We start from the raw sequence: 21,623 nt of genomic DNA on the forward strand, positions 1-21,623 counted from the left end.
GCCCCCGCGGGTCAGACCCCGCCGCCGCCCCCACCTCCGCCGCCGCCGCCGGCCGAGCCGCCGCCGCTCGAGCCGCCGGAGGTCGACGACGAGGACGATGTGCTGGTGGACAGCGTCGAGAGGCCCGAGGAGAAGGATGCCGCGTTGAACCCCGCGCTTCCCGCGTACCAGCCGGGCGAGGCATCCGGCCCGTAGAGCACGGCGAGTTCCTTCGCCCACTCCTTCTCCTGCCCGAACACCACGGCGTAGGGCAGGAGCGCCTCGTACAGGTGGAGCATCGCCCCGCGATCGGAGGTGTCGATGCGCACGCGCTCCGCACCCTGCGGGGACTGGAGCATCCTGATGCGGTCCTCCTCCGCCCACTCGATGAAGACCTTCAGGCCGAGGAGGTGGTCGCGCGTCTCCGCCCCGAGGGCGGTGAGCGGCTTGCGCGCCACCAGTCCGCCCACGACGATCGTCGCGAGCACGGAGCCGACGATGAGCAGGATCGGCACCAGCGGAAAGACCATCGCGTCCAGCGCGGCGAACCCTGTCAGGAACACCAGCACGGCCGCCCCGACCGCCGCCAGCAGGGGCCCGACCCGCTTCCGGGCGGGGACGGGTCGCCGCAGCCGCCGGTTCACGAGCTCCTGGTTCGCCGCCTTGAGGATCGTCTGCGCGGCGGACGAGAGGCGGGTGTCCGCGCGACCGAACTCGAACTCGTCGCCCGGCGTGCCGCCCGGGAAGAGGCCGTCGAGCAGCATCCGCCCGTCTCCGTCCGCCTTCGACGGATCGACGAGCTGCGCCTTGAGCTTGACCCCGCCCCACATCCGTCGCTCGCCCTCGACGATCCGGATGCTCCCGACGACCGCCTGCTCGAGAACCTCGGCGGGGATGGCCTTGGTCGTGTGTCCGAGCATCACGGCGGCCTCCAGAGCGTCGACCGTGCGCGGCGGCGTGTACTCGGCGATGATGACCGGGCGTCCGGGCTCGTCCCGCAGGTGCCGGCGCCTGACCACCACCGCCCACGCCACAACCCCGACCAGCCCCAGACCTGCCGCGGCCTGAAGCCAGCCCCACGGCGAGGCGAAGAAGGACGCGTCGAACTCCTCGAACGTGCCCGCATCGAAGCCGATCGCCACCGTCAGCGTCTGGTACGGCGCGACCGGCGCCGCGAGTGCGGTCACTTCGCCGTCACCGGTCACCTCCATACGAGCGCACGGCTCGGTGGCCCCCGCGTAGCCGACGTAGCAGCTGTAGGCGCCGGTGAAATCGTCGGCCACCTCGGGCGACAGGACGACGCGGGCCGACACGCGCCCGAAGGGCTGCTGCCACTCAGTGCCGTTGACGTTCCAGTAGAACTCGTCGACGGCGGTGTCCCCGAAGTAGCGCGTGACGTTCTCGAGCGTGTACGTGAACACGTAGGTCTGACGCCCGCGGACGAAGTCTCCTGCCCGCGAGGTCATGATGAAGGTGCCGTCGTCGGACTCCGTCTCGGCTTCGCGTGCATTGCCGTCGCCGTCGGTGATCGAGACGAGGCGAGGATGCAGCGGCGCACCGAGGTACGCCTCCGGGATGCGTCGCTGCATGCCGCGGTTCTGGTCGAAGTCCGGGAAGACCGCGACGAACCGCTCGACGACGGTGAGCGTGCTGGTGCCGTCGTCGGCACGATCGAGCTCGTACTCGACGTCGAGGCTCTCGAACTCGAAGTCGTTCACGTCGGCGCGGACCTCGGGCGCCCCGCCGCCGAGCATGAAGGCCGCCCCGAGCATCAGCCCGACGGCGACGAGGATCAGCACGCGCAGGCGCCGAGACACGGACGAAACGGTCCCCATGGGCCCAGCCTACGGGGCCGCTTTGGCTCTACTCTGGTGGCTATGACGGACCGCCGCCTCGCCATCGATGCATGGGAGAGCCTGTTCCGCGCGCAGCACGAGATCTTCGACGACATCAACGACGACTTCCACGAGAACACGCTCAGTCAGGCGGAGTACGACGTGCTGCTCACGGTCACGCGAGGGGACGACATGACGGCGCGCCTGCGGGACGTCACCGCCAACATGCTCATCAGCCAGCCGAGCGTCTCGCGCCTGGTCGATCGCATGGCGGCACGCGGCCTCATCGCCAAGTGCGCCGATCCCGACGACGGGCGCGGCTCGCTCGTGCGGGCGACGGATGCCGGAGCCGCCGCCTTCCGCCGGATCGCGAGCGCCCACGGCCGGGCGATCGCCGAACGGATGTCGCTGCTCAGCGACGACGAGCTCGCTCAGCTGCGCGACCTCACGGCCAAGCTGCGCAAGAAGCAGCCGGGCTGCTGAGGGCCTCGATCAGCGTCACGGCGTGCGTCGCCGCAGCGTGAGGGCGGCGAGGATCAGCGATCCGAGCAGGAACGCGCCCACGATGAGGAGCGGCCCGTACACGTCCCACCCCTCGTCGCCCGCGGTCACGGCGTTGATCGCGTCGATCGCGTAGCTGAGGGGCAGGAAGGCGCTGATCACCTCGAGCGCTTCCGGCATCTGGTCGCGCGGCATGAAGAGGCCCCCGAGCAGGATCTGCGGGAACACGATCAAGGGCATGAACTGCACGGCCTGGAACTCCGTGCGCGCGAACGCGCTCGCCAGGAGGCCGAGAGCCATCCCGAGCACGGCGTCGACGACCGCCACGAGCCCGAGCTGCCACACGGGACCGTCGGTGTCCAGGCCGCACACCCACACCGCGAACGACACCGTCACCAGCGCCTGCAGCATCGCCATGAAACCGAACGCGATCGCGTACCCCACGATGAAGTCCGGTTTGCCGAGCGGCGTCGTCATGAGCCGCTCGAGCGTGCCGGAGCGACGCTCCCGCAGCGTCGTGATCGACGTGATGAGGAACATGATGATGAAGGGGAAGAGCGCGAGGATCGGCGGGCCGTAGATGTCGAACACGCCGTCCTGATCGCTGAAGAGCCACGCGAACAGCCCCACGAGGAGGCTCGGCGCCACGAGCATCAGTGCGATCGAACGCGGATCGTGGCTCAGCTGGCGCAGCACGCGCGTCGCGGTCGCCAGCGTGCGCACGCCGTTCATCCCGCTCCCTCCTCTCGCGCGCGCCGTCTCGTCGAGGGGTGATGGCCGGCCCCCGCGGCGTCGCGCTCGATGAGGCGCAGGAACGCGGCATCCGGATCGGTCTCGCCGGTGTCGGCGAGCATCCCCTGCGGTGTCGTGTCGGCGATGATGCGCCCCGCGCGCATGAGGAGGAGTCGGTCGCACCGCAGCGCTTCGTCCATCACGTGGCTGCTCACGATGAGCGATGCGCCCGCGCCGGCCAGCTCGCGGAACAGCTCCCACAGCTCGGCGCGGAGCACCGGGTCGAGCCCGACGGTCGGCTCGTCGAGCACCAGCAGCTCGGGGTTGCCGAGCATCGCGACCGCGAGCGACACCCTGCTCTCCTGTCCGCCGCTGAGCGAGTCCACCGTCTGGCGGGCGTACGCGCTCAGGCCGACGTGCTCCATGACGCGATCGACGTCCCCCCGGGGTGCGCCGATCACGCGGGCGAAGTAACGCAGGTTCTGCTCGATCGTGAGGTCGGCGTAGACCGATGCCGCCTGCGTGTCGTAGGCCACGCGGCGACGCTGGACGACGGTGCCGGCGGGTTCGCCCAGCACGGTGACCGTCCCGCCGAGCACCCTCTGCACTCCGACGATCGCCCGCATCAGGGTGGTCTTCCCCGACCCCGACGGCCCCAGCAGCCCGGTGATCTGCCCGCGCGGGATGTCGAGATCGAGGTCGGTGAACACGTCACGCGTGCCGCGCCTCACGTGCAGACCGCGCACCGCGACCGCGGCGGCCGGAGATTTATTCATCACACGATGAATTATTGGCCCGCGACCGGCCGCGGTCAAGACCCGAGACGCTCAGTCGAAGAGGTACCGCTGAACCGTCGGGCCCACGCGGGCCACGAGCTCGTCGACGGATGCCTCGGCGAGCGCCGGGAGCCGGAGCACGAATCGCGCGATCAGCAGGCCCGCGACCTGCGAGGCGACGAGCGAGGCGCGCAGACTCGCGTCCTCGACCTCGAGTGCGCGCGCCAGGCGCGAGAGGAGCTCGCGGGAGAGGAACTCCGCGAGCAGCGGCGTGGTGAGTCGATTGCCGATCGCGGCGCGCAGGAGGACCACCCCTCGTTTGCGGACGTCGGGCTTCTCCCACGTCTCGAGGAGGTAGCGCACGATCCGCTCGCCGACGCGATCCCGGTCGCCCTCGAGTATCTCCGGGAGGGCGAGGTCCGGGCGCATCGGGGCGTGGACCGCCTCCCCGAAGAGATCGGCCTTCGTGCCGAAGTGGTGGTGGACGAGCGCGGGGTCCACCCCCGCCCTCGCGGCGATCCCGCGGATCGTCGCCGCGTCGTAGCCGGCGGCCGCGAACTCCTCGACCGCCGCCGCGAGGATCCGCTCGCGTGCGTCGGACTCCCCCGCCCGCGGCCGACCGCGCCGCCGTCGGGGCGCCGGGACCGCGTACTCCGCCACGCGGCAAGCCTACGACGCGGTCCGCCTCGCCGAGCGGGCGCTCATCACCGGTCTCGCACGGCAGCAATGGTCGTATGCGCCCGCTCGGCGAGGCGGCGCCGCCGCGGAATGCCATGATGAGCCATGACCTTCGGGCTGGCGCAGGACGTGAGGAGACCGACCGACTCGCCGCGCGCCGATCGCGTCACCTACGTCGAGCTCTTCTTCGACCTCGTGTTCGTGTTCGCCCTCACCCAGCTGTCGGCCTACCTCTCCGAGAATCAGACGCCGATCGGGGTGCTCGAGGGCGTGATCATGGTGTGCGCACTGTGGTGGGCGTGGGTGTCGACGACGTGGGTGACGAACTGGCTCGACCCGGCGAAGCTCCCGGTGCGCGGTGCGGTCGTCGCCCTGACGTTCGTGGCGTTCGTGCTCAGCGTCTCGATCGCCGAGGCGTTCGGCGAGCGCGCGTGGGCGTTCGCGCTCGCCTACGTCGTGCTGCAGGTCGGACGCACGGGGTTCATCGTGTGGGCGACGCTCCGCCACGACCGCGAGGTGTCGAAGGACTTCACCCGGGTGCTCGTGTGGACCTGTGCCAGCGCGGCGCTGTGGATCGGCGGGGCGCTCCTGCCGCTCCCCTGGCAGCTCCCGCTGTGGATCGCCGCGCTCGGCATCGAGCTCCTCGGGACGCTGCTCGGCTTCCCTGTGCCGCGGCACGGACGCGTGCTGATCGGCGCGTGGGACCTCTCCGGCCCCCACATCGCCGAGCGCACCGCTCTGTTCGTCCTGATCACGCTCGGCGAGACCCTCCTGGCCACCGGTTTCACGTTCGTCGGCATGGAGTCCTCCCCCGAGTCCTTCGTCGCCATGGCGTCCGCCTTCGTGGCGACCGCCGCCGCGTGGTGGATCTACTTCGATCACGGCGAGCGCATCGGCTCCGAGGCGATCGAGGCGTCGGACGAACCGGGGCGACTCGCACGCACCGCCTACACGTGGGTCCACCTCGCGATCGTGGCGGGCCTGGTGCTCCTGAGCGTCGGCGACAAGGAGGCGCTGTCCCACCCCGACGCTCAGGGGCTCACTCCGACCCTCGTGGTGCTCGGCGGACCGGTGGTGTTCCTCGTCGGCACCGTGATCTTCCGCCGCGTGCTCGGCGACGGGTGGCAGCTCTCGCAGCTCGCCGGAATCGGGGCGCTCCTGGTGATCGCGATCACGGCCCTCGCGGGCTCCTCGGACGCACTCACCCTCGCGGCCCTCGCAGCCCTCGTGCTCGCCGCCGTCGCCGTGGGCGAGACCATCGCGCGCGTCCGGCGCGGACGCCGCGGGGGCGGGTGAGACCGCCCCCGCGACAGGTGTGCACGACGGATCGGCTCACTGCTCGATGCGCTGCGGCTCCTCGCTGCTCTCGTGAGCGTGCACGACCGTGGGCTGACCGGCCGCGGTGACCTCGATCTTGCGGGGCTTGGCCTTCTCGCTGACCGGAATCGTCACGCTCAGCACGCCGTTGTCGTAGCTCGCCGAGATGCGCTCGGTGTCGACTCCCTGGCCGAGGCTCAGCTGGCGCAGGAAGCTGGCGCCCTCGCGCTCGCGCGTGATCCACTTCACTCCCTCGCCGGTGGGCACGGAGCGCTCGGCGCGGATGGTGAGCAGCTGGCCGTCGACGTCGATGTCGACCGAACCCGGATCGATGCCGGGAAGGTCGGCGGTCAGCACGTAGTGGTCGCCGTCGCGGTACAGGTCCATCGGCATCATGCGCGGACCGCGCCGCGGGTCGAGAAGGCTCGACGCAAGGCGGTCGAATTCACGGAACGGGTCGTAGGTGGCCATGGTGATCTCCTCTCGAATCGTGGGGTTGAGTCGACTCGACTCAACTGTCGATAGATTAGCACTCTCACCCTTCGAGTGCTAAGAGGTTCTCAGCATTCGATCACGTTGACGGCGAGGCCGCCCTCGCTCGTCTCCTTGTACTTGTGCGACATGTCGATGCCCGTCTGGCGCATCGTCTCCACGACCGTGTCGAGGGAGACGTAGTGACTCCCGTCACCGCGCAGCGCCAGACGCGCGGCGGTCACCGCCGTCGACGCGGCGATGGCGTTGCGCTCGATGCAAGGGATCTGCACCAGCCCGCCCACCGGGTCGCACGTGAGGCCGAGGTGGTGCTCCATGGCGATCTCCGCGGCGTTCTCGATCTGACGATTGGTCCCGCCCATGACCGCGGTCAGCCCGCCCGCCGCCATCGCGCACGCCGAGCCGACCTCCGCCTGGCAGCCGCCCTCGGCCCCCGAGATCGACGCGTTCGCCTTGAACAGCGACCCGAGCGCCGTCGCGGTGAGCAGGAACCGGCGGATGCCGCGACGGCGATTGGCATCGGCGATGGATGCCTCGTCCCACGCGGCGGCCTCCTCGGGCGCGGCGGCGTGCCCGTCGTAGCCGAGCAGCGCACTGCCGACGAGCTCGCCGTAGGGCGTGACGGCGTTCCCGGCGCCGAGTCCGGAGTCGGCCAGGAACCTCCACCAGTACATTGCGACCGCCGGGAGGATCCCGGCCGCGCCGTTGGTCGGGGCGGTGACGACGCGTCCGCCGGCCGCGTTCTCCTCGTTCACGGCGAGGGCGAAGGCGCCCAGCCACTCGCCCGGGAGCTCGCGCCGCCCGTCCGCCTCGGCCTCCTCGAGCTGGGACCGGATGGATCCGGCACGGCGCTTGACCTGCAGCATCCCCGGAAGCACGCCCTCCGCGTGCAGGCCCGCATCGACGCACGCGGCCATGGTGTCCCAGATCGCATCCAGCCCGGCGGCGATCTGCTCGTCGTCGCGCAGCGCCTCCTCGTTCATGCGCGCCAGCTCGGCGATCGTGAGCCCGTGCTCGTCGCACAGTGAAAGCAGCTCCTCGGCGCTGCCGTAGTCGAAACGGTATCCGCGGGACGCCACCCGCGGCGGCTCCCCGTCGCGGCGCACGAATCCTCCGCCCACCGAGTAGTAAGTCTCGCGCAGCAGCAGTCCCGTGTCATCCGCGGGCGGGGCGGGAAAGGTCGGCAAGCCGAGGCTCGTCCCCGTCGAGCGGACGGCGGACGCGGTCGCCGTCGTCCGTCGCGACGGCCCGGCGGAGGGGTCGGACCACGCCTCGATCGTCATGGCGTTCGGGTGGGCGGGCAGGCGCGTGCGGGGCTCGAAGGCGATGTCGTCCTTCGCGAAGGCGACGGGACGCGTCCCGCCGAGCGGGAGATCCCGACCGTCGGGCCACTCCGCCCATGCCGCGCGCACCGCCGCGGGATCGACCGTCTCGGGCTCGAGGCCCATCAGGCCCGCCACGACGGCGTCCGGCGTGCCGTGGCCGATTCCGGTGGCGCCGAGCGAGCCGTACAGCGTGCACGTCACGCGCCCGACGCGGTCGAGGAGGGCTTCGGCGCGCAGCCGCGCGACGAAGTCGAGGGCGGCCCGCATCGGGCCGACCGTGTGGGAGCTCGAGGGTCCTACGCCGATGGAGAACAGCTCGAACGCCGAGACGTAGGCGCTCACACTCCCAGGCTACGCGCTCGGGAGCGCAGAGTGCACGCGACCATCACATCGAGGTGAGCAGGATGCCTCGCCCTCGCCCACGCCGGAAGGCACAGTGTTCGCGGCATCCGCCCTCGTCTGCCCGTCGGAACGGAAGCCGCGTCCATGTCACGCGAATGGTGGGTGCGACACCGCGCAACCCGCAAGGCGCGCGACATGCATGAGCCGAAGGGGGACCGGGGCTCAGGCGGCGAAGAAGTCGAGCGCTGCGCGCCGGAACTCGCGAGAACCCGGGGCGTTGAAGTGGTGGCGGCCGGGAAGCTCCACGAACTCGCCGTGCGGCGTGGCGTCGGCGAGGCGCCGCGAGCGCTCGAGGATCGCGTCCTCCGATCCCGTCGCGAACAGCACGGGCTGCGTGGGCGGATGAGACGTGTCGGGATCCGCGTCACCCAGCCGCATCCCCTCGGCGAGCGCCACGAGCGCCCGCAGGTCGTTGTCCCGCACGCGCTCGGCGAGGGTCACGTAGTTGCGGGTGACGGGGTCCTCGACCGGCGTGCCCTGCTCGGCGTACGCCCGGGCCTGCTCGATCTGCAGGCGCGCGAGGGGGCGCCCGTCCGGGATGCCGCCGAGCACCGCGCGCGAGACGTGCTCGGGGGCGTTCACCGCGAGCTGCCAGCCGACGCGCGCGCCCAGCGAGTACCCGGCGTAGCGCACCGAGTCGAGCAGGTAGGTGTCGAGCACCGCCACGAGGTCGGCGACGAGGGCGTCCATGCCGTACGCCTCGGGCTCGTGCGGCTTGTCGCTCGCGCCGTGACCCCGCTGGTCCACGCCGAGCACGCGGAAACCCGCGCGGGTGAGGTCGCGGACCCATCCCGTGCCGACCCAGTTGTCGCGGCAGCTCGAGGCGAAGCCATGCACGCACAGGACGGTCGGCGCATCGTCGTCGCCCCACGTGTAGGTCGCGATGCGGTGCCCTTCGGCGGACATCACGAACTGCGGCTCGGGCATCTCGGTGAGGGCGGGGAACGCGGCATCCACCCGGCCATTCTCCTCGCCGCGGCCGGTGGGCGCGCTCACGGGCGCTGGAACGCGATCAGCCCGACGGTGTTGCCCTCGGAGTCCCGGATGAACGCCTGCCACTCCTCGTGCCCTGCCGGCCCGAGGCCGTCGTCCTCGTGCGTGAAGATCACGTGCGGGGGCGTCACCACCGCCGCGAGCCCCTCGAGACGCTCGAGCGTCTCGTGGACGTTGTCCACGTGGAGGTAGATCAGGGCGGACGGCGCGTTGCGGTCCAGCAGGAGGCGCACGCCGTCCAGGTCGAAGAACAGCAGACCCGGCGGATCGTACGTCGCGACCGGACCGCGGTCGAGCAGCACGGTGTAGAAGTCGGCCGCGCGGGTCAGGTCGTCGGCGCGCTGCGCGATCTGAGCGAGTCTCATGGGGCACATTATCCGTCAATCCCCGCCCCACACGGCGGGAGAGGAGTAGGAATGAGGTGTCCGGAACGTCCGTCGGAGGTGGACCATGCTCTTCGCCCTCTACGCCATCCTGCTGCTCGGCGGCATGTACCTGGTCGGCGCCTCGTTCGCGTCGCCGGTCCTCCCCGCGCTGGTCTTCATCGCCGGGGTGCTGTGCATATCGGCCGCCGTGGCCGTGCCCGTCATGACCCAGCACCGGGACTCCGGCCACCACCGCCGGGAGTGACCGCCCGCGGGTGACCGGCATCCCACCCGCGCATGTCGTGGGTGCGTGGGAGCATCCCCGTGAGAGCGGAGCGGGGAGGGCAGGATGCGCGGCGAGGCGAGCGTGCTGCACGCCGACCTCGACGCGTTCTACGCCTCGGTCGAGCAGCGCGACGCACCCCACCTGCGCGGCCGGCCGGTGATCGTGGGCGGCGGGGTGGTGCTCGCCGCCAGCTACGAGGCCAAGGCGCGCGGCGTCCGCACGGCCATGGGCGGCCGCCAGGCCCGCGAGCTGTGTCCCGACGCCATCGTCGTGCCGCCGCGGATGGATGCCTACTCCCAGGCGAGCAAGGACGTCTTCGCGATCTTCCGCGACACGACACCGCTCGTCGAGGGGCTCTCGATCGACGAGGCGTTCCTCGAGGTCGGCGGCCTCCGGCGGATCGCAGGCACCCCCGAGGAGATCGCGGTCCGGCTGCGAGCCCGGGTGCGCGCCGAGGTGGGACTGCCGATCTCCGTGGGAGTGGCCCGCACGAAGTTCCTCGCCAAGGTCGCGAGCGCCGTGAGCAAGCCCGACGGTCTGCTCGTCGTCGAGCCCGAGGGCGAGGAGGAGTTCCTCCTCCCCCTGCCCGTCGAACGCCTGTGGGGCGTCGGCGCCGTCACGGCCGAGAAGCTGCATCGGATCGGCATCCGCACCGTCGGACAGCTCGCCGAGCTCGAGGAGGCGACGGCCGAGCGGCTTCTCGGCAGGGCGGCGGGCGCCCACCTGCACGCGCTCGCCCGGCTGCGCGACCCGCGACCGGTGGACACCACGAGGCGGCGCGGCTCGATCGGCTCGCAGCGGGCGCTGGGCACGCGCGCGCGAACGGCTGACGAGCTCGACGTGATCCTCACGCAGCTCCTCGACCGGCTCACCCGGCGCCTGCGCGAGCACGACCGGGTGTGCCGCACGGTGGTCCTGCGGCTGCGCTACGGCGACTACGCCAAGGCCACGCGCTCGCACAGTGTGCGGCATCCGACCGACCGGACCGCCGTCCTGCTGTCCGTCGCCCGGTCGCTTCTGGCCGGCGCACTGCCCACGATCGAGCAGCGCGGGATCACCCTCATCGGCATCTCGCTGTCGCAGCTCGGCCGTGTCGACAGTGTCCAGCCCGAGCTGCCGATCGAGTGGGACGACGGCGCCCGGCTCGACACCGTGCTCGACTCGGTCCGCGATCGGTTCGGCGCGGCATCCGTCGCGCGCGCGACGCAGCTGGGCCGCGATCCCGGCTGGTCGACCCCCGTGCTTCCCGAGCACGAGTGAGGCCGGCGCTGCGCGGCGCACGCGGGGGACGGATGTCGCGGGCCGGCCCTACCCTTCCCCCATGGCGGAGCGGATCGGGCTGTGGTGGGCGCGGCGCCAGTTCTCGAAGAGCGCCGAGGTGCCGTACGCGGTCGGCACCTACCGCGAGGCGTGGGCGCCGTACCCCGCCCTGATCCGGCAGTACCACCCCGACCTCAACTCCGGGATAGCGCTCAGCCAGATCCCGCCCGCCGCCGACGTCCTGCTGCTGTGGCAGTGCGAGGCGGGTCACACCTTCGCCGCGACGCCCGACGAGCAGCGGCACCGTCCGGGTCGCGAGCGCCGCCGCTCCGCGTGGTGTCCCGAGTGCATCGAGCTCGCCCGCCCGCCGAGGGCGCTCCCGATGCGCGACGTCCTGCCTCCGACGGACACGGCCGTGCCCGCGGCGATCGCCGCTCCGGTCGGGCGCGCGGTGCTGCGTGCGCGGCCGACGCAGCGCCGGCAGCGCCTCTGCCCGAAGACGCCCGACCTCCCGGTCGGTGAGCCGTTCGTCTCGTCCTGCGCTCCCCCGCCCGCATCCGCCGTCGAGGGGAGGCTGCGCGCCGACGTGTTCGCGCGGCTGGCGGTCACGCCCGGCTTCACCGCGGTGCGCCTGGCGCGGCCGTTCTTCGACCACCTCGAGGCGTGGCCCGACATCCTCCTGCCCGAGCTGCGGGTGGCGATCGAGTACGACAGCATCGGCCGCCACGGGCTGGAGCACGTCGGCGGGCGCGCCGACGCCGACCGCCGCAAGGATCGCGCGCTGCGCGCCGCTCGCTGGGAGGTCATCCGCATCCGCACCGGGAAGCTCGAGCCGCTCGGTCCACACGACCTGCGGCTGTCGGCCTGGAACCGCGCGGGCCTCGACCGACTCGTCGACGTGCTGCGCGACATCCGAGGTCCGCTCATGGTCGACCCGTACCTGCGGTGACCGGCCGCACGTCATCAGACAAAGCGAAACGGCCCGCCGAAGCGAGCCGCCCCGGGGCGGGCCGTCGGGATCGTGCATACTCGCCGAGCGACCACGCCGCCGACGCTCCCGAGGTGCGTTCTCGGCGAGAACGTGCGAAGTCGGCGACAACAGAAGGTGGCGCTGCCCGAGCGCGGGTGAGGTGCGGGCGGGCAAAGCGAAACGGCCCGCCGAAGCGAGCCGTTCCTCACTGTCTCAACACAGTGCGCGCACTCTGTCACAAGGACGCTGCGCGCCCGAAGGGACTCGAACCCCTAACCTTCTGATCCGTAGTCAGATGCTCTATCCATTGAGCTACGGGCGCACGTTGCTCGCTCTCGCGCACAACGTCGTCCAGGATACCCCACGCCCTGCATGCGCGCGAATCGGCGGGATGCCGCGGCCACGCCCCCGGCGGGAGTCAATCGTCGAGCTCGCTGAGGTCGATCCCCGCACGACGTCGAGCCGGAGCCTGGGGTGGGGCGTCGGCTGCGGCATCCCCTTGCTCATCGGCGGGGTGCGCGTCGTCGGCGTGCTCCGCCTCGTCGGCAAGGCGGCGCCGGTGCGCGGCGAGCCTGGGCAGATCGACGAGCCGGAGCGACTGCATGCGGGCGGCGCGCATCCGGTCGTAGTCGGGATCGAGGTCCGGGCGCATGCCCTCGGCGCGCAGGCGCCGCTGGAGGTTCGCCTCGACGTCGCCCCACGCGGCATCCCGCGACTGCTCCACGAGGGTGCGCACGGCGTGAGGGTCCTCCGCGATGCGGCGCAGCTCCTTCGCCACCCCGACGTACTGGCGGTGGCGCCGACGGAGGTTGCGCATGTCACGATCGCGGTAGTCGTGCGTGCCGTCGGGGTCGGTGAACTTGCCCCACGCCTTCTTCCGCTGCCGCTTGGCCAGGGCCGCAGCCGCCTCCTGCTCCTCGGCGAGCGAGATCAGCGTGTCGTGCGCGAACGGCGCGAACGTCGACACCTCGAACGGGGCGTCGTGCGCGATCGTCTCGACGAGGATGTGGTTGCGCACGGCGAGACGGGCCGCAGCCGACGCGATGGACACACCCTCGGCGATCGCCTCCGCGGTCTTGCCCATCGCACCTCCCGTATCGAGGCTAGCGTCCGCGGCGGCGCCATGAGTCAGCGAGAATCGAGGACACGGACCCCCGAGGACGAGAGGAGCCGACATGGCGAGGATGCGCCGGCTCGAGGTGCGCGGCAGGACGACGGTGATCACCGGCGCGGCCAGCGGGATGGGTGCCGAGATCGCCCGCGAGCTCGACCGGCGAGGAGCCCGGCTCGCCCTGCTCGATCGCGACGCCGCCGGGCTTGCCGCACTGGAGCGGAGCCTGACCGGGATCGGGCACACCGCGCACGTCGTCGACCTCACCGACGACGACGCCGTCGCCTCCCTCGCCGGCACGATCGAGGCCTCCCACCCCCACGTGCAGTCGCTCATCACGTGCGCCGGATCGTCGATGCTCGGGAGCGTTGACCAGCTCACGATGGCGGAGATGCGGTGGCTCATGGACGTGAACCTGTGGGGCACGGTCAACATCACGCAGGCGCTGCTTCCGGCCCTGCGACGGGAGCCCGCCGCCCACGTCACGCACCTCGTGAGCATCTACGGCCTCGCCGCCCCGGCCGGGCGGATCCCCTACGCGATGAGCAAGTTCGCGGTGCGCGGGTTCACCGAGGCGCTGCGGCACGAGCTCGAGCGCACGAGCGTGACGGTCGGCGCCGTCTACCCCGCCGGCGTCAAGACGGGCATCATCGGGCGCGGACGCTACGCCGCGGCGATCGACCCGGCCGTCGCCGAGCGCGCCGCGGCCGCGCAGGCGGCGATGTACCACACCGAGCCCGCCGATGCCGCCGCGCGGATCGTCGAGGCGACGGTGAGGCGTCGACCGCGCACGATGATCGGCCGCGAGGCGCGACTGGTCGACGTGCTGACCCGTCTCACGCCCACCCGCTACTGGGTGCCGATGCGCCGACCGCTGCGCGAGGCGGTGGACACCACCACGCCGATCGGCTGAGCCGTCACTGCGGCTTCGTGTAGGTGGCCTGGCCGAAGCCGAGGATGAAGTAGCCGATGAACGAGAACAGCCACAGCAGGAAGAACGACCACGCGCCGCCCTTGCCGAAGCCGCGCCCGACCCGCAGGGCGACCATGATCGAGAACACGAGGTTCACGATCGGGATCAGGTAGAGCAGGGTCAGCCACGCGGAGTACCCGGCGATCTTGACGAGGACGAACAGGTTCACGATCGGGATGATCGCGAGGATGCCGGGATAGCCGGCCTTGCTGAAGACGCGCCACAGCGCGACGGCCACGAGGACGTACCAGACGATGGCGACGACGCTGTAGGGGCCCCACAGGAGGCTGCTGATGTCGGCGGTATCGGTGACGGCGTTGGCGAGGGTCATGCGCTCAGCATAGGGCCGCCGGCAGGAACGCGCGGGAACGCGTATACCGACGCGCGAATACCCAATGCGACACGGTCGGCGCAAGCCCCGTGCCGAAGCATCCCTCCGCCCCTAGCGTCGGATCGCGATCGCCTCGGCGGCTCGGTCCAAACCGATCCGGCGAATGATCCGAACACCATCCAGACGCGGCATCCGCCGCACACGAACAGGAGGGACGCTCATGGGATCGTCACCCAATCGCCTCGTCGCCACGATCTTCGGGGCCGTCTACATCATCGTCGGCGCTCTCGGGTTCGCCGTCACGGCGGGCGTCGGATTCATCGCGACCGAGGGAGGACTGCTCCTCGGCATCTTCGAGGTCAACCCGCTCCACAACATCGCGCACCTGCTGATCGGGGCCGCACTGCTGATCGCGGGCCTGAGCAACGCACGCGCCGCCAAGACCGTCAACATCGTCGTCGGCGCGGTCTACCTGCTGCTCGGCGTCGTCGGGTTCTTCCTCGTCGGCACGGCGCTGAACATCCTCGCGCTCAACACGTTCGACCACTTCCTGCACCTCGCGAGCGCCCTGGTGCTGCTCGGTGTCGGACTCGGAGCCGAGCGCTCGGTGCGCGCCGACGTCCCCGGCCGCACGGCCTGACGCGAGGTATCGCATGACAACCGCAGCCATCGCGCCGGACGCCGGTGCCCGGACGGCCGACCGGTCGTCCGGGCACCGGGTCGCGGGCATCGCCGTCTCGTGGGCGGCCGTCGCGGCGTGGGGTGCGGGACTGATCGAGCTCGCCGTGGGCGCCGGTGCGCTGACGCAGGACGGTGCCGCCCGGGGGGCCGGCGCCGTCCTGCTCGCGCTCGGCGCCGGCGGGCTCGTATGGGGAGCCGTGACGCTCGCCCGCGGACGTATCGTCGTCCCGCGGACGGGCGTCGCGGTGGCTCTCGCCGGCATCGCCGCCGGGACCGTCGCCGTCGTGTCCGACCCGGTGCGCACGAGCGTGCTCGCCGTCGCCGCCGGCGCTGCGCTGCTGATCACGGTCGCGCTCGCGTGCGCTGCGGTGCTCCGGCGACGGGCACGAGGCGGGACGGATGCCGCGGCACCCCGCGTGTGGGTGATCCTGGTCGCCGCCGTCGTCGTGGCAGCGCTCGTGACGCCCGCCCTGGCCGCGACCGAGGCGGGGCGCCACGCCCAGCCTCACGGTGATCACCAGCTGTTCGAGCCCGGCCACCACTGACGGGCGCGAGACCGGTCGGTCAGCCGATCGCGGCGATCCGCCAGGATGCCGTCGACTCGGCCCCCGGTTCAAGAGACATGAGCCCCGTGTCGAACGCGTAGTTCCCGTCGTTGAAAGCGTCGGGGGCGCACGTCATCGGCTCGACCGCCAGACCTAGCCGGCTCAGCGATGGATCGGGCTTGTCGGCGGTGTGGATCTGCACCCACGGGCACGCGGCATCCCACGTCATCTCGACGCCGCTGCCGCCGGCCACCGTGACGCGCACGGTCGCGACGCCCGCCGCGTCGCGCACGAGGCCCGAGTACGCGTGGTCGATCTCCACCGGGCCGATGAGGCGCGGCGAGCGGAAGTCGAAGCGGTCGGGGTCCTGCGCATCGACGGCGACGAGCTCGGTCGGGATGAGGCGGTCGTCGGTGACGGCGAGCACCTCATCCGCGGGGAGCTCGAGGGTCCAGTCGTCGACGAGCCCGGCGCCGGCGACGAGGTACGGGTGGGGGCCCGTCCCCCACGGCGCGGCCTCGGCGCTGTCGTTGCGGGCCGTCACGGTCTGCGTGATGCCGTCCGGTCCGAGCGAGAACGTGGTGCGCACCTCGAGGCGCCACGGGTAGGACGTCTGCGGCTGCACGACGGCCGCGAGGGTGACGTGGTCGGGTCCCTTGTCGACGCACTCGAAGTCGAGCCATCCGGCCAGCCCGTGCAGCGCGTGCCCGCGGGCGGGCTCGGTGAGGGCGAGCCGGTACTCCGCGCCGCCGAACGAGTAGCGACCGTCCACCACCCGGTTGGGCCAGGGGGCGAGCGTCGCCCCGCGGTACGACGGACGCACCTCGTCCGCGTCGAAGGGCACGACGAGGTCGCGGCCGCGGAAGGTCAGCGATCGCAGCGTCGCGCCGACGCTGGCGACGACCGCCTCGTAGTCGCCCGCGCGGAGCGCGTGCTGGGTGCCGGACATCGGGATTCGAGCCATGGATCCACTACCTCAGGTCATTTGTCGGGAAGAACCCAGTATTGCGCGCCGGCGGTCCGGGGAACGCCGCTCAGAAGCCCTGGGCGAGTCGGTAGTACGCCTGGTTCCAGCGGAGCTCCCGCTGGAAGCTGCGGACCGTGGTGCCCTCGTCGATGACGAGGAGCTCGGTCCCGGCGATGTCGGCGAAGTCCCGGAACACATCGATGCCCACCGCGGTCGTCATGACGGTGTGGTGTGCGGCACCGGCCGCGAGCCAGCACGCGGCGCTCGTGGCGAAGTCCGGCGCCGGCTTCCACACGGCCCGGCCGACGGGCAGCCGGGGCAGGTCGGGTGCCGAGACGTTCTCGACGACGTTGGCGACGAGCCGGAACCGGTCGCGCATGTCGCTCATCGCCACGACGAGCGCGGGGCCGGGGTCGGCGGTGAAGACCAGCCGCACCGGGTCGTCCTTGCCGCCGATGCCGAGCGGGTGGACTTCCAGACGCGGCTTCGCGGTCGTGAGCGACGGCGAGACCTCGAGCATGTGGGCGCCGAGGATGCGCTCCGAGCCGGGCACGAGGTCGTACGTGTAGTCCTCCATCAGCGACGCGCCACCGGGGAGGCCCGCCCCCATGACGTTCGCGGCGCGGACGAGGATCGCGGTCTTCCAGTCGCCCTCGGCGCCGAAGCCGTACCCTTCGGCCATGAGCCGCTGCACGGCCAGGCCCGGCAGCTGCGTGAGCGCACCGAGGTCCTCGAACGACGTCGTGAACGCGCCGAACCCGCCCTCCTCCAGGAACGAGCGCAGCCCGAGTTCGATCGCGGCCCCGTCCCGCAGGGACTGGTGGCGGTCGCCGCCGGGCTGGAGTTCGTCGGCGACGTCGTACTCATCGAGGTAGACCCGGACGAGGGCGTCGATGTCGTCGTCGGTGGCGGCGTCGACCGCCTGGACGAGCTCGTTGACGCCCCACGTGTTGACCTGCACGCCGAAGCGGAGCTCGGCCTCGGTCTTGTCGCCCTCGGTGACCGCGACGTATCGCATGTTGTCGCCGAAGCGCGCGAGCTTCAGGGTGCGCATCGCCGCCCACCCCGCCGCAGCGCGCTGCCAGTCCTCGATCTGCGCGGTGACCGCCGGGTTCGACACGTGTCCGACGACGGTCTTGCGGGCCACTCCGAGGCGGCTCTGGATGTAGCCGAACTCGCGGTCTCCGTGAGCGGCCTGGTTCAGGTTCATGAAGTCGAAGTCGATCTCGGCCCACGGAAGCTCGACGTTGGCCTGCGTGTGCAGGTGCAGCAGCGGCTTGCGCAGCGCGTCGAGCCCCGCGATCCACATCTTGGCGGGGCTGAAGGTGTGCATCCACGCGATCACGCCGATCACGTCGTCGCGCGCGTTCACCTCCAGCGCCAGACGGCGGATGGAGTCGGCATCCTTCAGCACCGGCTTCCACACCACCCGCACCGGGAGCCCCGACAGGCCCTCGGCGACCGCCTGCGACTGCTCCGCGACCTGACGCAAGGTCTCCTCGCCGTAGAGATTCTGGCTGCCGGTGACGAACCACACCTCGTACGGATCGAGCGAGGTCTGGAGGGGATGACGGGTCATGACGGTGGTCCTTCGGGGTGAAGAGCGAGAGGTGGTTCAGAGGGCGGCGACGGCCGCCGCCTCGACGGCGAGCCCGGCGCGGTAGCGGTCGAGGTAGGCGGCGAATCCGGCGACGTCCTCCGGATCGGGATCGACGGTGTCGACCGATGCCGCGGCGAACACGCGCTCGCGGAGGTAGGCGTCGAGGTCGAGCCCGGGATCGGCCGAGAGGAAGGCGGCGAGCACCGCGATGCCCCACGCCCCGCCTTCGGAGGCGGTCTCGCCGACCGCGACCGGCGCACCCAGGGCGCCGGCGAGGAAGCGCTGCGCGACCCCGGCCGTGCGGAACACGCCGCCGTGCGCGAACATGCGGTCGATGACGGCCCCCTCCTCCTCGAGCACGCGCATGCCGAGAGCGAGGGTGCCGAAGACGCCGTACAGGTGCGCGCGCATCACGTTCGCGAGGGTGAACCGGCTGTCCGGGGTCCGCACGAAGAGCGGCCGTCCCTCGGCGAAGCCGACGATCGGCTCGCCCGCAAGATGGTTGTACGCGAGAAGGCCGCCGGCATCCGGCTCACCCTCGAGCGCCGCGCGGAACAGCACTTCGAACACCTCGTCGGGGCCCAGGCGCGCGCCGGTCGCCGCGACGAAGCTCTCGAACAGGCCTGCCCATGCGGCCAGCTCGCTCGCACCGTTGTTGCAGTGCACCATCGCCACGGCATCACCGGCCGGGGTCGTCACGACGTCGAGTTCGTGGTGCACGCGCGCGAGGGGGCGCTCCAGCACCACCATCGCGAAGATGCTCGTCCCGGCGCTCACATTGCCGGTGCGCGGCGCCACCGAGCACGTCGCGACCATGCCGGTGCCCGCGTCGCCTTCGGGAGGGCACAGCGGGATGCCGGCGCGCAGCGAGCCCGTGGGGTCGAGCAGCGCGGCACCCTGGGTGGTCAGCTCGCCCGCCGCCTCGCCCGCGACGAGCACCGCGGGCAGGAGCTCCGACACCGGGGAGCCGAAGGCGCGGCCGCCGACGAGGCGGTCGAACCTCTCCAGGAGGACCCGGTCGTAGTCGCGCGTCGCGGCATCGATCGGGAACATGCCGGAGGCATCGCCGACGCCGAGCACCTTCCGCCCGGTGAGCTTCTCGTGCACGTACCCGGCGAGTGTGGTGACGAAGCGGACGTCCCGCACGTGGGGCTCGTCGTCGAGCACCGCCTGATAGAGGTGGGCGATCGACCAGCGCAGCGGGATGTTCACGCCGAACAGGTCGGACAGCGTGGACGCGGCCTGTTCGGTGTTGGTGTTGCGCCACGTCCGGAACGGCGTGAGGAGCTCGCCGTCGGCATCGAAGGCGAGGTAGCCGTGCATCATCGCCGATACGCCGATCGCCGCGAGCGACTCGACGTCCACGCCGTAGCGGCCTCGGACGTCGGCGACCAGGGCGGCATAGGCATCCCGGATTCCCGCCCACACGTCTTCGAGCGCGTACGTCCAGAGCCGGTCCTCGAACCGGTTCTCCCACGCGTGGCTGCCCACGGCGAGGACCGTCGCGGGGTCGTCGGCCGGCACGAGACACGCCTTGATGCGTGTCGAGCCCAGCTCGATTCCCAGCACCGCCCGGCCCTCGGCGATGATGGATGCCGCGGCCCCGTCGTTCGCGGTCATGACGCCGCCCCCTCATCCCGGCGCGCGTCCGAGGACTGGCCGTAGACGTTCTGGTAGCGGTCGTAGAGACGGTCGATCGCGTCCTGCGGGATCGGGATCAGCGGACCCGCCTCGCGGGCGTAGTGGACCGTGCGCGCGACGTCCTCGACCATCACCGCGGCCTTCACGGCGTCCTTCGCCGACACCCCGATCGTGAACGGGCCGTGGTTCTGCATCAGCACCGCACGCGACCGGTGACCGCGGAGCGTCTCGACGATGCCGCGGCCGATCGAGTCGTCGCCGATGATCGCGAACGGGCCCACCGGGATCGGACCGCCGAACTCGTCGGCCATCGCCGTGATCACGCACGGGATCTCTTCGCCCCGCGCCGCCCATGCCACCGCGAAGGTCGAGTGGGTGTGCACGACTCCCCCGACCTCCGGCATGTGGCGGTAGACGTACGCGTGCGCCGCCGTGTCGCTCGACGGGCTGCGCTCGCTGCCCGGGGTGCCCGGCACGACGTTGCCGTGCAGATCGCACAGGATCATGTTCTCGGGCGTCAGGTCGTCGTAGGACACCCCCGACGGCTTGATCACGAAGAGATCCTCGTGAGGGTCGTCGCCGATCCGCACCCGGCCGGAGACGTTCCCGCCCGTCCAGACGATCAGGTCGTAGCGCACCAGCTCGCCGTGGAGCCGCGCGACGTCCTCGCGCACCGCCGCGATCGCGGCCTCCCGTTCGGTCGCCATCACGTCGCCCTCCGCACTTCGTCGCACCGTTGCGTTACCGCGAACATTGTACGCCCCGAGGCGCTCTTGCACACGCGCGACCGACGTAGGCCCCGACGTGCGGACCCGCACGAACGATCAGGCGCGCGGCGGAGCGCTCGATCGACGGACCACCAGCCGTGGCTCGATGATGTCGTGCCCGTCGACCTCTTCCCCCGCGATCGCCGCGATGAGGATCTGCAACGCGAGGGCGCCGAGCGCCGCGAAGTCCTGGCGCACCGTGGTCAGCGGCGGGAGGAAGTGGCGGGCGTCCGGCAGATCGTCGAAGCCGACCACGCTGACGTCGTCGGGGACCCGCAGCCCGCGTTCTGCCAGACCGTGGACGAGCCCGAGCGCCATCTGGTCGTTGGCGGCGAAGACGGCCGTCGTCCGGGCGAAGTCGTAGCTCTTCCCGAAGGTGTAGCCGTAGTCCGACGTCCAGTCGCCCACGACCGGCGACGCGATCGGCAGCCCCGCGTCGGCGAGCGCGTCCCGCCAGCCCTGCTCGCGCGCTCGGGCGTCGTACCAGTCCAGCGGTCCCGAGAGGTGGGCGATCGAGCGATGCCCCAGTTCGATGAGGTGCATGACGGCCGCCATCGCCCCGGCCCGCTGGTCGAGGGCGGCGGTGTGCATCTCGGCCTCCGGCTCCGCCTTGATGACGAGGGTCGGCAGGCCGGTGCTCTGCTGACGCAGCATGTCGAGCGACGACGCCCGCGGCGCGATGACGCACAGCGCGTCCACGCCCTGGGTCAGCAGCTCCACGACCCCGGCGTGGATCTGCGACTGCTCGTCGTCCGAGATCGAGAAGGCGCTGATCGCGTAGCCCTCTTCCCGCGCGGCTGCCTCGAGGGCGCGCAGCGTGCTGTTGGGGCCCCACTGGGTCGGGCTGTCGACGAGGACCCCGATCCGCATGGCGCGCCCCTGTGCGAGCGCTCGCGCGATCGAGCTGCGCGTGTAGTTCATCTCGTCGATCACCTGCAGCACGCGCTCACGCGTCGACTCGCGGATGTTCGGGTGCCCGTTCAGCACGCGGGACACCGTCATGTGCGAGACGCCGGCCCGCTCGGCGACGTCGTAGATGCTCGGGCGCCGTCGGCCCTGCGTCGCCGGTTCAGACACCGCGGATCACCTCGCTCTC

Annotated in this window: 23 protein-coding genes and 1 tRNA gene; 8 read left to right on the forward strand and 16 right to left on the reverse strand. The window is 71.6% G+C overall.

Annotation, left to right across the window (positions count from 1 at the left end; all coding sequences use genetic code 11):
• Window positions 1–11 precede the first annotated feature (11 nt).
• Window positions 12–1,814, reverse strand: a complete 1,803-nt coding sequence (locus tag ACFQ0P_RS03205) for a DUF2207 domain-containing protein (RefSeq protein WP_204980346.1) — start codon at window positions 1,812–1,814, stop codon at window positions 12–14.
• Window positions 1,815–1,856: 42 nt separating this feature from the next.
• Between ACFQ0P_RS03205 and ACFQ0P_RS03210 the strand changes: the two genes are divergently transcribed.
• On the forward strand, window positions 1,857–2,297 hold the full coding sequence (locus ACFQ0P_RS03210) for a MarR family winged helix-turn-helix transcriptional regulator (protein WP_204980348.1): 441 nt from the start codon (window positions 1,857–1,859) through the stop codon (window positions 2,295–2,297).
• Window positions 2,298–2,312: 15 nt separating this feature from the next.
• Here the strand turns inward: ACFQ0P_RS03210 and ACFQ0P_RS03215 are convergent, their stop codons facing one another.
• Genes ACFQ0P_RS03215 through ACFQ0P_RS03225 form a run of 3 tightly spaced genes read right to left on the reverse strand, consistent with a single transcriptional unit; the run spans window position 2,313 to window position 4,483 of the window.
• The gene (locus ACFQ0P_RS03215) at window positions 2,313–3,047 is read right to left on the reverse strand and encodes an ABC transporter permease (protein WP_204980350.1); all 735 of its coding nucleotides are present in this window, start codon (window positions 3,045–3,047) and stop codon (window positions 2,313–2,315) included.
• Window positions 3,044–3,823 (reverse strand): ABC transporter ATP-binding protein, encoded by a 780-nt coding sequence (locus ACFQ0P_RS03220; protein WP_204980352.1) that lies wholly within the window; start codon window positions 3,821–3,823, stop codon window positions 3,044–3,046. Before ACFQ0P_RS03220 ends, ACFQ0P_RS03215 begins: the two co-directional genes overlap by 4 nt.
• A 51-nt stretch (window positions 3,824–3,874) precedes the next feature.
• Window positions 3,875–4,483: a TetR/AcrR family transcriptional regulator gene (locus ACFQ0P_RS03225; RefSeq protein ID WP_204980354.1), complete on the reverse strand. Its 609-nt coding sequence runs from the start codon at window positions 4,481–4,483 to the stop codon at window positions 3,875–3,877.
• A 123-nt stretch (window positions 4,484–4,606) separates the two neighbouring features.
• On the opposite strand from ACFQ0P_RS03225, the gene ACFQ0P_RS03230 reads away from it, so the two are divergent.
• Window positions 4,607–5,797 (forward strand): low temperature requirement protein A, encoded by a 1,191-nt coding sequence (locus ACFQ0P_RS03230; RefSeq protein WP_204980356.1) that lies wholly within the window; start codon window positions 4,607–4,609, stop codon window positions 5,795–5,797.
• A 36-nt stretch (window positions 5,798–5,833) separates the two neighbouring features.
• Here the strand turns inward: ACFQ0P_RS03230 and ACFQ0P_RS03235 are convergent, their stop codons facing one another.
• The 4 genes from ACFQ0P_RS03235 to ACFQ0P_RS03250 form a co-directional block, all read right to left on the reverse strand.
• On the reverse strand, window positions 5,834–6,289 hold the full coding sequence (locus tag ACFQ0P_RS03235; protein ID WP_204980358.1) for an Hsp20/alpha crystallin family protein: 456 nt from the start codon (window positions 6,287–6,289) through the stop codon (window positions 5,834–5,836).
• 89 nt (window positions 6,290–6,378) lie between these two features.
• The gene (locus tag ACFQ0P_RS03240) at window positions 6,379–7,977 is read right to left on the reverse strand and encodes an L-serine ammonia-lyase, iron-sulfur-dependent, subunit alpha (RefSeq protein WP_204980360.1); all 1,599 of its coding nucleotides are present in this window, start codon (window positions 7,975–7,977) and stop codon (window positions 6,379–6,381) included.
• 222 nt (window positions 7,978–8,199) lie between these two features.
• Window positions 8,200–8,994: an alpha/beta fold hydrolase gene (locus ACFQ0P_RS03245; protein ID WP_378772344.1), complete on the reverse strand. Its 795-nt coding sequence runs from the start codon at window positions 8,992–8,994 to the stop codon at window positions 8,200–8,202.
• A 35-nt stretch (window positions 8,995–9,029) separates the two neighbouring features.
• Window positions 9,030–9,395 carry a VOC family protein gene (locus ACFQ0P_RS03250; protein WP_204980361.1) on the reverse strand — a complete coding sequence of 122 codons (366 nt, stop codon included), beginning with the start codon at window positions 9,393–9,395 and terminating at the stop codon, window positions 9,030–9,032.
• An 85-nt stretch (window positions 9,396–9,480) separates the two neighbouring features.
• On the opposite strand from ACFQ0P_RS03250, the gene ACFQ0P_RS03255 reads away from it, so the two are divergent.
• From ACFQ0P_RS03255 to ACFQ0P_RS03265, 3 genes are all read left to right on the forward strand, one after another.
• Window positions 9,481–9,660 carry a hypothetical protein gene (locus ACFQ0P_RS03255; protein WP_204980363.1) on the forward strand — a complete coding sequence of 60 codons (180 nt, stop codon included), beginning with the start codon at window positions 9,481–9,483 and terminating at the stop codon, window positions 9,658–9,660.
• Between the two features lie 84 nt (window positions 9,661–9,744).
• Window positions 9,745–10,941, forward strand: coding sequence for a DNA polymerase IV (gene dinB, locus ACFQ0P_RS03260; RefSeq protein WP_204980364.1), 1,197 nt, complete (start codon window positions 9,745–9,747; stop codon window positions 10,939–10,941).
• A 61-nt stretch (window positions 10,942–11,002) separates the two neighbouring features.
• Window positions 11,003–11,890, forward strand: coding sequence for a zinc-ribbon domain-containing protein (locus ACFQ0P_RS03265; protein WP_204980366.1), 888 nt, complete (start codon window positions 11,003–11,005; stop codon window positions 11,888–11,890).
• Between the two features lie 270 nt (window positions 11,891–12,160).
• Here ACFQ0P_RS03265 and ACFQ0P_RS03270 read toward each other — a convergent pair.
• Together ACFQ0P_RS03270 and ACFQ0P_RS03275 are read right to left on the reverse strand one after the other, a co-directional pair.
• Window positions 12,161–12,233: transfer RNA gene (locus tag ACFQ0P_RS03270), tRNA-Arg, on the reverse strand.
• Between the two features lie 96 nt (window positions 12,234–12,329).
• A complete protein-coding gene (locus ACFQ0P_RS03275) occupies window positions 12,330–12,995 on the reverse strand; it encodes an asparagine synthase (protein ID WP_204980368.1) in 666 nt (221 codons plus the stop codon).
• A gap of 91 nt (window positions 12,996–13,086) precedes the next feature.
• Between ACFQ0P_RS03275 and ACFQ0P_RS03280 the strand changes: the two genes are divergently transcribed.
• On the forward strand, window positions 13,087–13,935 hold the full coding sequence (locus ACFQ0P_RS03280) for an SDR family NAD(P)-dependent oxidoreductase (protein ID WP_378771314.1): 849 nt from the start codon (window positions 13,087–13,089) through the stop codon (window positions 13,933–13,935).
• Window positions 13,936–13,939: 4 nt separating this feature from the next.
• Here ACFQ0P_RS03280 and ACFQ0P_RS03285 read toward each other — a convergent pair whose 3' ends face one another.
• Window positions 13,940–14,326, reverse strand: coding sequence for a DUF5684 domain-containing protein (locus ACFQ0P_RS03285; protein WP_204980369.1), 387 nt, complete (start codon window positions 14,324–14,326; stop codon window positions 13,940–13,942).
• 220 nt (window positions 14,327–14,546) lie between these two features.
• Here ACFQ0P_RS03285 and ACFQ0P_RS03290 point away from each other — a divergent pair, with 220 nt between their 5' ends.
• Both ACFQ0P_RS03290 and ACFQ0P_RS03295 read left to right on the forward strand, forming a co-directional pair.
• Window positions 14,547–14,966 carry a DUF4383 domain-containing protein gene (locus tag ACFQ0P_RS03290; protein ID WP_204980371.1) on the forward strand — a complete coding sequence of 140 codons (420 nt, stop codon included), beginning with the start codon at window positions 14,547–14,549 and terminating at the stop codon, window positions 14,964–14,966.
• A gap of 13 nt (window positions 14,967–14,979) precedes the next feature.
• Window positions 14,980–15,552, forward strand: a complete 573-nt coding sequence (locus tag ACFQ0P_RS03295) for a hypothetical protein (RefSeq protein WP_204980372.1) — start codon at window positions 14,980–14,982, stop codon at window positions 15,550–15,552.
• A gap of 19 nt (window positions 15,553–15,571) precedes the next feature.
• Here ACFQ0P_RS03295 and ACFQ0P_RS03300 read toward each other — a convergent pair whose 3' ends face one another.
• The 5 genes from ACFQ0P_RS03300 to ACFQ0P_RS03320 all read right to left on the reverse strand — a co-directional run bounded on the left by ACFQ0P_RS03300 (window position 15,572) and on the right by ACFQ0P_RS03320 (window position 21,604).
• Window positions 15,572–16,516, reverse strand: coding sequence for an aldose 1-epimerase family protein (locus ACFQ0P_RS03300; RefSeq protein ID WP_204980373.1), 945 nt, complete (start codon window positions 16,514–16,516; stop codon window positions 15,572–15,574).
• Window positions 16,517–16,586: 70 nt separating this feature from the next.
• Entirely contained in the window at window positions 16,587–18,098 is a 1,512-nt protein-coding gene (gene araA, locus ACFQ0P_RS03305; protein ID WP_204980374.1) for an L-arabinose isomerase, read from the reverse strand.
• A 36-nt stretch (window positions 18,099–18,134) separates the two neighbouring features.
• Entirely contained in the window at window positions 18,135–19,739 is a 1,605-nt protein-coding gene (locus tag ACFQ0P_RS03310) for a xylulokinase (RefSeq protein WP_204980375.1), read from the reverse strand.
• On the reverse strand, window positions 19,736–20,467 hold the full coding sequence (locus tag ACFQ0P_RS03315; RefSeq protein WP_204980376.1) for an L-ribulose-5-phosphate 4-epimerase: 732 nt from the start codon (window positions 20,465–20,467) through the stop codon (window positions 19,736–19,738). The genes ACFQ0P_RS03310 and ACFQ0P_RS03315 overlap by 4 nt, the downstream gene beginning before the upstream one ends.
• A 117-nt stretch (window positions 20,468–20,584) precedes the next feature.
• Complete coding sequence (locus tag ACFQ0P_RS03320) at window positions 20,585–21,604, reverse strand: LacI family DNA-binding transcriptional regulator (RefSeq protein WP_204980377.1); 1,020 nt, start codon at window positions 21,602–21,604, stop codon at window positions 20,585–20,587.
• Window positions 21,605–21,623: the final 19 nt, after the last annotated feature.

Source organism: Microbacterium insulae, from assembly GCF_042677065.1.
GTDB lineage: Bacteria > Actinomycetota > Actinomycetes > Actinomycetales > Microbacteriaceae > Microbacterium > Microbacterium insulae.

Bases quoted from the DNA above. Each gene is read 5' to 3' on its own strand.
- ACFQ0P_RS03205 (WP_204980346.1), bottom strand. From the start codon at position 1,814: ATGGGGACCGTTTCGTCCGTGTCTCGGCGCCTGCGCGTGCTGATCCTC.
- ACFQ0P_RS03210 (WP_204980348.1), top strand. From the start codon at position 1,857: ATGACGGACCGCCGCCTCGCCATCGATGCATGGGAGAGCCTGTTCCGC.
- ACFQ0P_RS03215 (WP_204980350.1), bottom strand. From the start codon at position 3,047: ATGAACGGCGTGCGCACGCTGGCGACCGCGACGCGCGTGCTGCGCCAG.
- ACFQ0P_RS03220 (WP_204980352.1), bottom strand. From the start codon at position 3,823: ATGAATAAATCTCCGGCCGCCGCGGTCGCGGTGCGCGGTCTGCACGTG.
- ACFQ0P_RS03230 (WP_204980356.1), top strand. From the start codon at position 4,607: ATGACCTTCGGGCTGGCGCAGGACGTGAGGAGACCGACCGACTCGCCG.
- ACFQ0P_RS03235 (WP_204980358.1), bottom strand. From the start codon at position 6,289: ATGGCCACCTACGACCCGTTCCGTGAATTCGACCGCCTTGCGTCGAGC.
- ACFQ0P_RS03250 (WP_204980361.1), bottom strand. From the start codon at position 9,395: ATGAGACTCGCTCAGATCGCGCAGCGCGCCGACGACCTGACCCGCGCG.
- ACFQ0P_RS03255 (WP_204980363.1), top strand. From the start codon at position 9,481: ATGCTCTTCGCCCTCTACGCCATCCTGCTGCTCGGCGGCATGTACCTG.
- dinB (WP_204980364.1), top strand. From the start codon at position 9,745: ATGCGCGGCGAGGCGAGCGTGCTGCACGCCGACCTCGACGCGTTCTAC.
- ACFQ0P_RS03265 (WP_204980366.1), top strand. From the start codon at position 11,003: ATGGCGGAGCGGATCGGGCTGTGGTGGGCGCGGCGCCAGTTCTCGAAG.
- ACFQ0P_RS03275 (WP_204980368.1), bottom strand. From the start codon at position 12,995: ATGGGCAAGACCGCGGAGGCGATCGCCGAGGGTGTGTCCATCGCGTCG.
- ACFQ0P_RS03280 (WP_378771314.1), top strand. From the start codon at position 13,087: ATGGCGAGGATGCGCCGGCTCGAGGTGCGCGGCAGGACGACGGTGATC.
- ACFQ0P_RS03285 (WP_204980369.1), bottom strand. From the start codon at position 14,326: ATGACCCTCGCCAACGCCGTCACCGATACCGCCGACATCAGCAGCCTC.
- ACFQ0P_RS03290 (WP_204980371.1), top strand. From the start codon at position 14,547: ATGGGATCGTCACCCAATCGCCTCGTCGCCACGATCTTCGGGGCCGTC.
- ACFQ0P_RS03295 (WP_204980372.1), top strand. From the start codon at position 14,980: ATGACAACCGCAGCCATCGCGCCGGACGCCGGTGCCCGGACGGCCGAC.
- ACFQ0P_RS03300 (WP_204980373.1), bottom strand. From the start codon at position 16,516: ATGGCTCGAATCCCGATGTCCGGCACCCAGCACGCGCTCCGCGCGGGC.
- araA (WP_204980374.1), bottom strand. From the start codon at position 18,098: ATGACCCGTCATCCCCTCCAGACCTCGCTCGATCCGTACGAGGTGTGG.
- ACFQ0P_RS03310 (WP_204980375.1), bottom strand. From the start codon at position 19,739: ATGACCGCGAACGACGGGGCCGCGGCATCCATCATCGCCGAGGGCCGG.
- ACFQ0P_RS03315 (WP_204980376.1), bottom strand. From the start codon at position 20,467: ATGGCGACCGAACGGGAGGCCGCGATCGCGGCGGTGCGCGAGGACGTC.